Here is a 12,356-nt window from a genome sequence, read left to right as displayed (position 1 = left end):
ATGATTTATGCGCGATGGCCCCAAAAGCAGCTAAGCCGCCAGGCGCAGGCAGTTCCGGCCGCTATGCTTGGCGCGATAGAGCGCCTTGTCAGCGGCCTCCAGCATCGCCGATCGCGTTGACCCACCGTCCAGTCGGACCAGTCCGGCGCTGAAGGTCACGGAGATGGCTTCGCTCCCCGCCTCCCCCACAGGAATCGGCGCGACCATGCGAGCGCGCAGCCGTTCACAGATCATGCTGGCCCGATCAATGTCGCTATCGACGAGCAGTATCGCAAATTCCTCGCCACCCAGACGTCCGATGCTGTCGATGCCCCGCAATCCCGGCCGCAGCCGTTCGACAAAAGCGCTCAACACCCGGTCGCCGGCGCCATGGCCATAGCGGTCATTGACCGCCTTGAAATGGTCTATGTCGATCAACAACAGACAGGACCGCGCGCCATGGCGTGCGCGCAGGATTTCCGCTTCCAGCTTTTCGAGGAAGGCGCCGCGACTATCCGCACCGGTCAGCGAGTCATGCGATGCGACGTCTTGCAGGGCCTGTTGGCGCGCCTTGTGCCGGGACATGTCGCGGATCATGCTTACGACGCCACTGGCGACGCCCCGTTCGTCAACCACGGCGCGGCTCACCATTTCGCACCATTGCGGATCGCCGCCGGACAGCAGGGACCGGAATTCGACGGTGTGGCTGACGCCGGGATTGGCCAGCGCGCGGCGATGCGTGGCGATGACGATCCTCCGGTCCTTTGGATCGACCAGATGGGCAGCGGACTGGCCGATCAACAGGTCCGGCGCGCAGCCAATCTGTTCAGCGGCCGATGGCGAGGCGTAACGGATGATACCGTCCACGCCGATGTTGAGCACCACATCGCCGCTATGTTCGGCAATGGCGCGATACCGCGCCTCGCTGTCGTGCAACATCAGGAACAGGCGGCGACGGCTGTTGAGTTCGGCCGTGATCAGCATGCTGAGCAGAAAACTGAGCGCGATGTAGAATTGGAAATATTGCACCCGCGCGCCGACCGTTCCGGGAACGAGGTTCAGCGGGCCGAGCCCTTGCACGGTCGCCGCTCCCCCAACCACCGCCAGGATGATGATGGAGGCCGCCGCACCCACCTGCCCGGTGCGAAAGGCAATCAGGACCAGCGGCAGGAGTGGCGCGAACAGCAGCGGATAGCTGGCCCAGAAAAACACATGGACGATGGCCAGCGTGAACAGCGCGAGCAGCACGATGGCCTCGACCTTGACCCGCTTCGGCGTATCCCGCAGCCAGCGCCCGCATTCGCCCTGCAACAGCAGGATCAGGATCGGCGCGAATGTCAGCCCGCCCAGCACATGGCCGCTGTACCATTGCAGCCAGGATGCACCGAACGGCACGGACGTGACGAAGGAGGCGACCGTCGCCGCCATAATTCCGGCAACGACATTGGCGACGCCGCATAGGGCGATGATGAACACCACGAGGGGACGAATCGCGCCGATGATCCGGCGATCCGGCACGAAACGGCGACAGATGATCGCCACGATCAGCGATTCGACGACGTTGATCGCCGCCATGGGGATCGCGGCCAATGGCCCCATGCCGAACAGCGCAGTCGCCAAAGTGCTGGCGATGGCGCAGGCCATGATCGCGCGCGGCCAGTAGCGGGTGCGCGACGTCAGCAACTCCGCCATCAAAAAGGCATTGGCGCCCCAGATGAAGGCAAGGCCGCCTTCAAAACGAGAGATCAGCAACGCCATTGTCGCCACGATGAAATAGACGCTGCCAGTGACAACAGGCGCGAAGATCGAGGAGGAGTGACGAAGAGCGGACCGTTGCATATTGGCGGGGAGGCTAGCGCGGCATCCTTAATATTTGCTCACCATGAATGCCCGCGATCGGGGAAAGCCCCTGTAATAGCGACGCAAAACCCCGGCACGTGTCAGGCGCCGGGGTCGATCGTCATGCAAATCTGGCCGCGCCGTCAGGCCGATGCGTCGGACAGCAATTCATCGGTTGGCGCCGAGATGGACGGATTGCGATCCTTGATCTTCGCGCGCGCAGCCCGCACGCCGGCCCCATAATCGGGATGGACGGCGTCAAACAGCTTGCACTGGCGTTCCTCGATAAAGTCGGGAATGTCGCCCATGGCCGCGGCGATATTGGCGAACAGCCGGTCCTTCTCGCCCGCATCGAACAGTTCGAACAAGGCGCGGGGCTGGCTGAAATCGTCATTGCCCTCCCTGTGGTTCCAACGGTCTGCATCACCGGAAATCCGCAGCGGCGGCTCCAGAAACTTATTGTCCTCGACCGGTCCGCCAAAGCTGTTCGGCTCATAATAGGCAGCCGGATTGGGATTATTGGGGGTGAAGCGCATCGCCCCATCCTTGTGATAATGATGCACCGGGCATTTGGGAGCATTGACCGGCAATGCCTCATAATGGGTGCCGATGCGGTGGCGATGGGCGTCGGCATAGCTGAAGATTCGCGCCTGAAGCATCTTGTCGGGCGAAAAGCCGATGCCTGGCACGATGTTCGATGGCGACATCGCCAGTTGCTCGATTTCCGCGAAATAATTGTCTGCGTTGCGGTTCAGCTCCATCACGCCAATGTCGATCGGCGGATAGTCCGCATGCGGCCACACCTTGGTCAGGTCGAACGGATTGTAGGGCGTCTTGTCGGCATCCAGTTCGGGCATGATCTGCACCTGGACCTTCCACTTCGGAAACTCTCCGCGCTCGATCGCCTCGAACAAATCCTCCTGCGTCGATTCACGGGTGCGGCCCACGACCTGCGCCGCTTCCTCATTGGTCCAATGCTTGTGGCCCTGCATCGTCTTGAAGTGGAATTTGACCCAGAAACGCTCATTGGCGTCGTTGATCAGGCTGAAGGTATGGCTGCCATAGCCGTTGATGTGGCGCACGTCCGTCGGCAGACCGCGATCGGACATCAGGATCGTCACCTGATGCAGCGATTCCGGGCTGAGCGACCAGAAATCCCACATCGCTGTGGGAGAGCGCAGATTGGTGCGCGGGTGGCGCTTTTGCGTGTGGATGAAATCGGGGAATTTCAGCGGATCGCGCACGAAAAAGACTGGCGTATTGTTGCCGACCAGATCCCAATTGCCTTCGGGCGTGTAGAATTTCATCGCAAAGCCACGCACGTCCCGCTCTGCATCGGCCGCGCCCGCTTCGCCAGCGACAGTCGAAAAGCGCAGGATCATCGGCGTTTGCGCGCCCGGTTGCAGCACCTTCGCCTTGGTATATTTGCTGATGTCGCCGGTGATGGTCAGCGTGCCATGTGCGCCCCAGCCCTTGGCATGGACGACGCGTTCGGGGATGCGTTCGCGATTCTGGTGGGCCAGCTTTTCCAGCAACTGATAGTCCTGCAACAGCAGGGGGCCGCGCGGGCCAGCGCTCAGGCTGTTCTGATTATCAGCGATCGGCGCGCCGCCGCTGGTCGTCATTAGGGGCTTATCGGCCATGGTCATCATCCTCATATTGCGAATGATGAAAGGATAAGCGGCGCTCAGGTTCCAGAGAAATTGATTAAAACATGCTGACTGATCGAATTTTACGGTAAATCGGGCGCAGGTCGGCGATCAGGCCTTTTCCAGCGTGCATTGCAGCGGATGCTGGTTCTGCCGGGCGAAATCCATCACCTGATTGACCTTGGTTTCGGCCACTTCATAGCTGAAAATCCCGCATACGCCCACGCCGCGCTGATGGACGTGCAGCATCACGCGAGTCGCCTGCTCCATATCCATGCGGAAAAATTGCTGGAGGACGTGCACGACGAATTCCATCGGCGTGTAATCGTCGTTGAGCATGAGCACTTTGTAGAGAGACGGCTTTTTCGTGCGGGTCCGGGTGCGCGTGGCGATGCCGACGCTAGGACCGGTGCCATCGCCCGGATCGTCCCGATCCTCCCCCGTCATCGTCGCGGGGATCATAGATGCTGTCAAAATGCTGGTCATGATGGTCGAGGATATGGCAATTTGCCAGCCCATGGCAAGGGGCCGCCATGGCTGGATGCGATGGTAACCATCAATTTTGCAGACCGCAAAAAGGGCGCGCCCCCCGATATGGAGAGCGCGCCCTGATGCTGTTCGTCCGATCGCTTAGGCAGCGAGCGACTTCACCTTGTCGGTCACCACGGTCACGCGGGCGGTCAGCGGGCTGGCAACGTCGCTGGCCAGCTTCATCATCGCTTCGCTGCTCTTGGCGGCTTCCTTGGTGAAATCGTCAAAGCTGCTCGAAAACATCTGGCTTTGCAGCTGGAAGAATTCGGTCGGGGTCTTGACGGTCGCGAAGGACTTGAAAGAGGCGGTCGCCTTTTCGAAGCTCTTGCGGCTGTAATCGACAGCTTCCTGGCCCAGGGTTTCCATGCCCTTGGCTGCGATCTTGCCGGATTCGACCATCGCTTCGACATTGCCCTTGGCGATGTCGCTGAATTCTTCGATGGCCTTGGTCGACTTTTCGACGCTGGCCTTCGCCTTTTCGTTCATGTCGGCATAAACGGTTTCCAGCTTCGCCTTGGCGTCTTCAGCGAACTTCTTGCCGGTTTCGATTACGTCGTTCATCGTTTTGGTTCCTTCTATGGCGGACAGCGTCTTGAGTGCGAACGGTTCGGCCTGCTCGGGCAAGCTCTTGGTCATTTCGGGTTCGGCCGGAGCCTCAGGCGGCGTGGCGTCTACGGGCGCCTGCGCCTCTGGTTCGGCAACCGGTTCCGGAAGCGGCGGCGCGTCGACGGCGGTCGTCGCTGCAACAACGGCAGCGGGATTGGCGTCGATTGCTTTCACGCTGGACGCCGCCGCCTTACGCGGGGGCGCTTTCTTGGGTGCGGGGGCAATCGCCGCTTCGGCAGCCTTGAGCGCTTCGCTGGCCGACAAGGTCGTCGATGCGCTTTTAGCGCGCGGGGCGCTGCGTCCGGTCTTGGGTGTTACGGCCATGGACTTTCCTCCATTTGTTGCAGTGCACAATAGTCGCTTTGCGATGTGATTGCAAGACTTATTGTGCGCTGCAACAAAAGCGTCACGCGGCAGGGCGGAGGAGGCGTTCCAAGGTCTGGAAAAAGCGCGATTACCGCGCTTTTACATAGCGTCCTGGGGCATCTTCCACCGCCTTCAGCCGGCCCTTGCCCGGCACACGCGCCCCTTTGACCGGGACAGTTTGCGGATCGAGTCGTTCGATCCAGGCGCGCCAGTCGGGCCACCAGCTGCCCTTGGTTTCCTGCGCCGCGGTCAGGAAGGCGTCGAGCGTCGGCTGGCTATCCTCGCACGCCCAATATTGATATTTCTGCGCCGCCGGAGGATTGATGACTCCGGCGATATGCCCCGACCCTGCCAGCAGGAAGCGGACCGGCCCAGACAGATTTTCGGTAAGCTTCCACACGCTTTCCAGCGGCGCGATATGATCCTCTTTCCCCGCCTGCACATAAGCGGGCGTCGTGACTTTCGTGAGATCGATCGGCGTGCCGTCTACCGTGATGGCGCCGGGCACCACCAGCAGATTGTCGCGATAGAGCTGGGTCAGATAATCCCTGTGCCAGCGAGCGGGCAGATTGGTCGTGTCGCCATTCCAGTAGAGCAGGTCGAACGGCGGATAATCCTGCCCCAACAGATAATTGTTGACGACATAGTTCCAGATCAGGTCGCGACCGCGCAGCAGGTTGAAGGTGAGCGCCATATAGCGTCCGTCCAGAAACCCCTGCGATGACAATTGGTCGACCAGCTTCATCTGTTCATCATCGATGAACAGGGTCAGGTCGCCTGCCCGGCTGAAATCGACCTGGGCGGTGAAGAAGGTCGCGCTCGCCACCTTGCCCCCTTCCCCGCGCGCGGCCAGCAGCGCCAGCGTTGCCGCCAGCGTGGTGCCCGCGACGCAATAGCCGATCGTATGTACGCTCGGCACGCCCAGCAGATCGCGCACCGTATCGATCGCGTCGATCTGGCCGCGCAGGATATAATCGTCCCAGATCAGATCCTTCATCGATGCGTCGGCGGATTTCCAGGAGACCAGAAACACGCTGATCCCCTGATCCACCGCCCATTTGACAAAGCTTTTCTGCGGGCTGAGGTCGAGGATATAGAAGCGGTTGATCCATGGCGGGAAGATGATGAGCGGCGTCGCCAGCACATCCGGCGTGGAAGGCGCATAATGGATAAGTTGGTAGAGCGGGGTTTCGTGGATGACCTTGCCAGGCGTCGCGGCGATATTGACGCCCAGTTCAAACTGGGTGCCGTCGGTATGGGTCAATTGGCCCTTTTCCAGATCGGCCAGCATATGCTGCAAGCCCTTGACCAGATTTTCGCCACCGCTCTCGATCGTCTTTTCCACCACGGTCGGGTTGGTCAGCGGGAAATTGGAGGGCGAAAGCGCATCGAGCATGCCGCTGGTCGCAAAGCGCAGCTTCGCCTTCTGCTTGGGATCGACGCCGTCAACGGCATCGGCCAGTTGCAGCATATAGTCCGAAACGAGCAGATAGCTTTGCCGGATCAGGTCGTAAAAGGGGTGCTGGGTCCAGGCGGGATCGGCAAAGCGGCGGTCCTTGCGCGCGGCCGGGCTGTCGGCGGGCACAGGTTCGGGCTTGTCGCGGAACATACCGCCTGAATCGATGAAGCGCTGCCACATCGCCAGCCCTTCGTCAGCGAAACTCGTCTGGATACGCGCCACCGTTTCGGGCGAAAAGGGGAGCGTCTGGCCCGCAGCGCCCGCCGCCTGTTCCAGCATCAGTTGCTGGGCCTGACCAATTGCGTGGGTCCATTGCTGCATCTGTTCCAGCGTAGGCAGATGCGGCTCCATGATGTCGGCTTTATCCATGGCCACTCTCCTGTTCCTGGCATCGTTTCATCGCATCGCTTTTTCTGGCGCGGCGCAAGCTGGCCGGTTATAGCCAGATTGTGACGCGGCAACGGCGCGACACGCACTATTCCCTACCGAGCGCTTTCAGGAAAGCCCCCAAAATGTCCGAAGAATTCTACCGCATGAAACGCCTGCCCCCCTATGTCATCGCCGAAGTGAACGCGATGCGGGCGGCCGCGCGCGCGGCGGGAGAGGATATTATCGACCTGGGCATGGGCAATCCCGATCTGCCGCCGCCGTCCCATGTCATCGACAAGCTGGTCGAGGTAGCGCGCAAGCCCGACGCCCATGGCTATTCCCAGTCGAAGGGGATTCCGGGCCTCCGCAAGGCGCAGGCCAATTATTATGGCCGCCGCTTCGGCGTGGATGTCGACCCGGAAACCGAGGTCGTCGTGACCATGGGATCCAAGGAAGGTCTGGCGAGCCTGGCCACCGCGATCACGGCGCCGGGCGATGTCGTGCTGGCCCCCAACCCCAGCTATCCGATCCATATGTTCGGCTTCATCCTGGCGGGCGCGACCATCCGGTCGGTGCCGACGACGCCGGACGACAATTATTTCCGCTCGCTCGACCGCGCCATGGCCTTCACCGTGCCGCGCCCGTCGATCCTGGTGGTCAATTATCCATCCAACCCGACCGCCGAGACGGTGGACCTGGCCTTTTACGAGCGACTGGTCGCCTGGGCGAAGGAGAATAAGGTGTGGGTCTTGTCCGACCTTGCCTATTCCGAGCTATATTATGACGGCAACCCGACCCCCTCCATTTTGCAGGTGCCCGGCGCGAAGGACATTGCGATCGAGTTCACCTCGCTCAGCAAGACCTATTCCATGGCGGGCTGGCGGATCGGCTTTGCGGTCGGCAACAAGCAACTGATCGCGGCGATGAGCCGGGTGAAATCCTATCTGGATTATGGCGCGTTCACGCCGATCCAGGCGGCGGCCTGCGCCGCGCTCAACGGGCCGCAGGATATCGTGCAGAAGAATCGCGAACTGTACCACAAGCGCCGCGACGTGCTGGTCGAAAGCTTTGGCCGCGCCGGATGGGACATCCCCGCCCCGCCCGCGTCCATGTTCGCCTGGGCGCCGTTGCCGCCCGCGCTCAAGGATATGGGCAGCCTGGAATTTTCCAAGCAATTGCTGACCCATGCCAAGGTCGCGGTTGCGCCGGGCGTAGGCTATGGCGAGGATGGCGAAGGCTATGTCCGCATCGCCATGGTGGAAAATGAACAGCGCCTGCGGCAGGCGGCCCGCAACGTGAAGAAATATCTTCAGTCGATGGGCGTCAATACGCCAGCCAAGGGCGCGGCTTGACGATCGCAGTCGCGCCATGATCCCCCTTCCCCAGGTTTCGCTGGTCTCTCAGACGATCCAGCTGGCGCTTGCCCCGGTGTTCCTGCTCGCCGGGATCGGCGCGTTCCTGAATGTCTCCGTCAGCAGGCTTGCGCGGATCATCGACCGGGCGCGGACGGTGGAGGCGGCGATCCTGACCACGCGCGGGCGCGAGCATGACCGGCTGGTGCATGAAATCCGTGTCCTCGACCAGCGGATGAGCGTCGTCAATATGGCGATCTTCCTGTCGGTTGCGTCCGCCTGCGCCGTCTGTCTGGTCGTCATCCTGCTGTTTGCGGGCAATTTGTTCGACGCCCATCTGGGGACGCCGATCGCCATATTGTTCAGCCTGGCGATGCTGTTGCAGGCGGGCGGTTTTGCGACCTTCATTCAGGAGATCCGGCTGGGATCGAAGATCATCCACGTCCGCAACGAAGTCCTGTACCACAAGGCCGAGATGGAAGAGCCGGACGCCGAATGACGCGCTTCACCGTCAATGACCGGCCAGTCCAGTATCGCATGGACCCGGACACGCCGCTGCTATGGGCGCTGCGCGACGCATCGAACCTGACCGGCACCAAATATGGCTGCGGCACGGGCGATTGTGGCGCCTGTACGGTGGATATAGACGGGGAAGCGGTACGCTCCTGCCAGGTGACGATCGGCAAGACCGAAGGGCGTTTCGTCACCACGATCGAAGCGCTGTCGCCCGATCGCGGTCATCCCCTGCAACAGGCGTTCGCCGCCGACAATGTGTCGCAATGCGGCTATTGCATCCCCGGCATGATCATGGCGGCGTCAGTGCTGCTGCGCCGGACCAATGATCCAAGCGACGCGGAAATTGACGCGGCGATCACCAATATCTGCCGGTGCGGCATCTATCCCCGGCTGCGCGGCGCGATCCGCCGGGCCGGGCGGATCATGCGGGGCGAAGATACGGGCACGGGCGATCAGGGCGCCGCCGCGCCGCCGCCGGGCATCACCCCGGAGGAGGCGGCCCGTACGATCCCGGCACTTGGTCGACCAGCGCCTGCGCCCAAGCGATAGCGCTGCCCGACTAGGCTGCGTCCCCGATCAGCGGCGTCATCGCCTGCGCCAGCGTCGCACCCGAATAGGGCTTCTTGACCAGTGTGACATCGGCGAAGCGATCCGGCAGTTCCAGTCCGTCACCATAGCCGGTCGCGAACAGAAAGGGGATGCCCTGCTCCGCCAGCAGATCGGCCACCGGCATGCTGGTTTCCGCGCCCAGGTTGAAATCAAGCACCGCCAGATCGACCGGATGCTGCTGAAGGGCTTCGCGCGCGCGGGCGGTGGTGGCGGCGGTCGTCACATCCGCGCCCAGATCGCGCAGGGCGTCCTCCCCGTCCATGGCGATGATCATATTATCTTCCACCAGCAGGACGTGTCGCCCCTTGAGCAATGCAGGCGTCACGGCAATGACGGGGCGCGCACGATCCGTGCCGACGACGTCGGGCAGCACCGACACGACATGGGTCGATGGGATGCAGAAATGCGCCTCCAGCCCGGTCAGCCGGTAGTGGATTTCGGCGCGGCCATCCAGATCATAGGGGATGGATCGTTCGATCACGGTCGATCCAAAACCCCGCCGCGTGGGCGCGACCACCGCCGGACCGCCGCTTTCGCGCCAGTCGATCAGCAGGCTGCCATCCTGATCCACGCGCCAGTCGATCGTCACGGTGCCATTGTCCGACAGCGCGCCATATTTGGCGGCATTGGTCAGCATTTCGTGGATCACCAGCGCCATGACCGTGAAGCAGCCAGGCGTCAGCAGCACATTGGGGCCAGACAGCCGGACCCGGTCGCGCCGTTCACCCAGATACACGCCCGCCTCTACCTCTATCAGGTCATAGAGGCGCGCGGGGCTCCAGCGGTCGGCAGTGATCTGGTCATGGGCGCGGGCCAGCGCGTGGATGCGGCTTTCCAGCGTGCCGATGAAATCCTCGACCGACACGGCGCTGCTGCGCGTCTGGGACAAAAGCCCGCGAATCAGCGCCAATATGTTGCGGACCCGGTGATTGAGTTCCGCGATCAGCAATTCCTGCTTTTCATGCGCGCGCTGCCGTTCCGCATCCGCTGAATCGGACAGGCGCAGCACGACCTCAAGCAGCGCAGTGCGCAGGGCTTCGGCGACGCGCAATTGCGCGGGGGCGAAAGGCAGTGCCGTTCCCTTCACCAGTTCCGACCATTCCTCGAAACTTTTGCGCGGGGTGAGCCGCGGGCCGTTGGGGCCATATTCGATATGCTTGTCCTGATTCCCCGCCCAGCGCACCGCACGCAACTGTTCGGCACGGAACAAGACCACATAGTCGCGCGGTCGGCGCGACAGCGGAATGGCGAGCAGTCCGGAAACGCGATCGGCATAGGCGGCCGCTTCGGGCAGGACGCGGCCAAGCGCATCGGTCGTATAGACCTGACTGGCGGCGACGCGGTTGAGCATCGAGACGATGCCGGCAAACGCCGCCGTGTCAGGGGTCAGCCCCGACAGGCTGATCTGCCCGTCAATATAGACACCAACGCCATCGGCCGGAATCGTGTCGAAGATGATGTCGCCCAGCCAGCGCGCGTTGGACAGCAGGTCATGATCCTGCGCCACGGCCGACATGAGCCGGTCGGCAACCTGTCTCGCCTTGCCCTCATAGTCGGCTGTCTCCGCGCGTTCGCGGCTTTCCAGCATCATCGAGAATATCTGGCCGAACAGTTCCGCCGCGCTGCGCTGGGCAAAGGTCGGCAGGCGCGGGGCATAGTGGTGGCAGGCGAACAGCCCCCATAGCCGCCCTTCGACGATTATGGAGATGGAGAGCGACGCCCCCACCCCCATGTTGCGCAGATATTCGATATGGATGGGTGATACCGCGCGTGTGAGGCAGAGCGACATGTCGAGCGCCGCGCCGGTCGGATCAAGCGTCGGGACGATAGGCACGGGCTGCGCATGAACATCGGCGATCACGCGGAAAATGTTGCGCAGATAGAGCGCGCGCGCCTGCACCGGAATGTCGGAGGCGGGGTAATGCAGGCCAAAGAAACTGTCGATGCCGGGCCGCAGTGCTTCGGCCACGACTTCGCCATCGCCGCCATCGGCGAAGCGATAGACCATCACCCGGTCAAAGCCGGTCAGCGCCCGCACCTGTCGCGCACCATCGCGCAGGAAAGCCGTCATGCCATCGGCCTGCGCCAGTCGCGCGACCATGGAGCGAACGGTGCTGCTCGCTTCCATCTCGTCGGCGCTGGCGGGTTCGGCCTCTATCACTACCAGCGGACCGGAAAAATGGACGGCGACATCGAACGGCGCGCCGCCGGACATCAGCGGCAGGGAGAAGATGCGCTCCACCGAGTCGGCGCCGCGCAGCAGGGTGATGCGGTTGCGCAGCGCATGGATGGCATCGGCATCCAGCAGGTCGCTGACCGGCTTGCCCAGCATGTCGTCCGGGGACAGGCCAATGAAGGCAGCGCTGTTGGCCGATACGCGCGACACGAGCCAGTCGGCGGTCAGCGCGATCAGGAAACCGAAAGGTTGAACCGTGCCCAGCACATGGATCGGTTCCCGATCGCAATTGGTCAGATTGACGGCGAAGTCCGCGCCTGTACCGCCGCCATCAGCCATGGGCAGTGGCCAGTTCAGCGCGGGTTGCGGCGGCAAAAAGGGCGAAGGCGGCCTGCGCGCCCTGCACGGCGTCGTCCAGCCAGTCTTCGCCGCCGTCAGCGGCTGCCCGATCGAGCGCCTGCTGAAACGCGACCCAACCGCCCTTGCCATGGACGGCGGACAGATAGGCATGTGGCAGGCCGGGTGCGACCCGGCGCGCGAGCATCGCGCCACCTAGCCGCGACCCTTCCAGCGCATAAAGCAGCCCCCAGCGATAGCCATCGCGATCGGGATCAGCGAGTGAAAGGGGCGCGGGCATAGCCATATCCATCGCCGCGAGATCCGCCGCGATCATGGGCAGGCGCGGCGATTCGGGGCGCGCAACCGATTCGAGCGCGCCCAGCGCGCGGGCATGGGCCGTCAGGAACGCAGCATAATCGCTTTCTGAATCAAGCCGATAGGCTGAAAATAGGCCATCAACATGGCTATGACTGTCGCTGGTAGCTTCGCGCAGGGCCTGACGGACGCCGCTGACATGGGGAGATTTATTCACTCGGCAGTCCTATAGAGGGGGCAAGCACCCTGCA

At 62.6% G+C, this 12,356-nt stretch carries 10 protein-coding genes; 3 read left to right on the top strand and 7 right to left on the bottom strand.

Going from position 1 to position 12,356, the window contains the following annotated elements; translation table 11 throughout:
• Positions 1 to 30 precede the first annotated feature (30 nt).
• The 5 genes from FE851_RS02275 to FE851_RS02255 form a co-directional block, all read right to left on the bottom strand.
• Positions 31 to 1,818: a sensor domain-containing diguanylate cyclase gene (locus FE851_RS02275; protein WP_145199483.1), complete on the bottom strand. Its 1,788-nt coding sequence runs from the start codon at positions 1,816 to 1,818 to the stop codon at positions 31 to 33.
• 143 nt (positions 1,819 to 1,961) lie between these two features.
• Entirely contained in the window at positions 1,962 to 3,461 is a 1,500-nt protein-coding gene (locus FE851_RS02270) for a catalase (protein WP_107124296.1), read from the bottom strand.
• Positions 3,462 to 3,578: 117 nt separating this feature from the next.
• Positions 3,579 to 3,929, bottom strand: coding sequence for an ATP-dependent Clp protease adapter ClpS (gene clpS / locus FE851_RS02265; protein ID WP_409994467.1), 351 nt, complete (start codon positions 3,927 to 3,929; stop codon positions 3,579 to 3,581).
• A gap of 168 nt (positions 3,930 to 4,097) precedes the next feature.
• Positions 4,098 to 4,928, bottom strand: coding sequence for a phasin family protein (locus FE851_RS02260; RefSeq protein WP_017181492.1), 831 nt, complete (start codon positions 4,926 to 4,928; stop codon positions 4,098 to 4,100).
• A 130-nt stretch (positions 4,929 to 5,058) separates the two neighbouring features.
• Positions 5,059 to 6,798 (bottom strand): PHA/PHB synthase family protein, encoded by a 1,740-nt coding sequence (locus tag FE851_RS02255; RefSeq protein ID WP_145199477.1) that lies wholly within the window; start codon positions 6,796 to 6,798, stop codon positions 5,059 to 5,061.
• A gap of 143 nt (positions 6,799 to 6,941) precedes the next feature.
• Between FE851_RS02255 and FE851_RS02250 the strand changes: the two genes are divergently transcribed.
• From FE851_RS02250 to FE851_RS02240, 3 genes are read left to right on the top strand one after another with little or no spacing between them, the layout of a single operon-like run.
• Positions 6,942 to 8,150 carry an LL-diaminopimelate aminotransferase gene (locus tag FE851_RS02250; RefSeq protein WP_017181494.1) on the top strand — a complete coding sequence of 403 codons (1,209 nt, stop codon included), beginning with the start codon at positions 6,942 to 6,944 and terminating at the stop codon, positions 8,148 to 8,150.
• A gap of 16 nt (positions 8,151 to 8,166) precedes the next feature.
• Entirely contained in the window at positions 8,167 to 8,649 is a 483-nt protein-coding gene (locus tag FE851_RS02245; protein ID WP_017181495.1) for a DUF2721 domain-containing protein, read from the top strand.
• Complete coding sequence (locus tag FE851_RS02240) at positions 8,646 to 9,215, top strand: (2Fe-2S)-binding protein (protein ID WP_145199475.1); 570 nt, start codon at positions 8,646 to 8,648, stop codon at positions 9,213 to 9,215. The genes FE851_RS02245 and FE851_RS02240 overlap by 4 nt, the downstream gene beginning before the upstream one ends.
• 10 nt (positions 9,216 to 9,225) lie before the next feature.
• On the opposite strand, the gene FE851_RS02235 is transcribed toward FE851_RS02240, so the two are convergent.
• The gene (locus FE851_RS02235) at positions 9,226 to 11,790 is read right to left on the bottom strand and encodes an HWE histidine kinase domain-containing protein (protein WP_145199471.1); all 2,565 of its coding nucleotides are present in this window, start codon (positions 11,788 to 11,790) and stop codon (positions 9,226 to 9,228) included.
• Positions 11,783 to 12,322, bottom strand: coding sequence for a biliverdin-producing heme oxygenase (locus FE851_RS02230; RefSeq protein ID WP_017181498.1), 540 nt, complete (start codon positions 12,320 to 12,322; stop codon positions 11,783 to 11,785). Before FE851_RS02230 ends, FE851_RS02235 begins: the two co-directional genes overlap by 8 nt.
• Positions 12,323 to 12,356: the final 34 nt, after the last annotated feature.

Source organism: Sphingobium sp. B2, assembly GCF_007693735.1.
Taxonomy (GTDB): Bacteria; Pseudomonadota; Alphaproteobacteria; order Sphingomonadales; family Sphingomonadaceae; genus Sphingobium; species Sphingobium xenophagum.
Note: the sequence above shows the minus strand (reverse complement) of the source record. Positions and strands in the feature narration are given on the sequence as shown.

Coding starts and splice junctions, on each gene's coding strand:
- FE851_RS02255 (WP_145199477.1), bottom strand. CDS start 6,798: ATGGATAAAGCCGACATCATGGAGCCGCATCTGCCTACGCTGGAACAG.
- FE851_RS02260 (WP_017181492.1), bottom strand. CDS start 4,928: ATGGCCGTAACACCCAAGACCGGACGCAGCGCCCCGCGCGCTAAAAGC.
- FE851_RS02250 (WP_017181494.1), top strand. CDS start 6,942: ATGTCCGAAGAATTCTACCGCATGAAACGCCTGCCCCCCTATGTCATC.
- clpS (WP_409994467.1), bottom strand. CDS start 3,929: ATGATCCCCGCGACGATGACGGGGGAGGATCGGGACGATCCGGGCGAT.
- FE851_RS02270 (WP_107124296.1), bottom strand. CDS start 3,461: ATGGCCGATAAGCCCCTAATGACGACCAGCGGCGGCGCGCCGATCGCT.
- FE851_RS02245 (WP_017181495.1), top strand. CDS start 8,167: ATGATCCCCCTTCCCCAGGTTTCGCTGGTCTCTCAGACGATCCAGCTG.
- FE851_RS02235 (WP_145199471.1), bottom strand. CDS start 11,790: ATGGCTGATGGCGGCGGTACAGGCGCGGACTTCGCCGTCAATCTGACC.
- FE851_RS02240 (WP_145199475.1), top strand. CDS start 8,646: ATGACGCGCTTCACCGTCAATGACCGGCCAGTCCAGTATCGCATGGAC.
- FE851_RS02275 (WP_145199483.1), bottom strand. CDS start 1,818: ATGCAACGGTCCGCTCTTCGTCACTCCTCCTCGATCTTCGCGCCTGTT.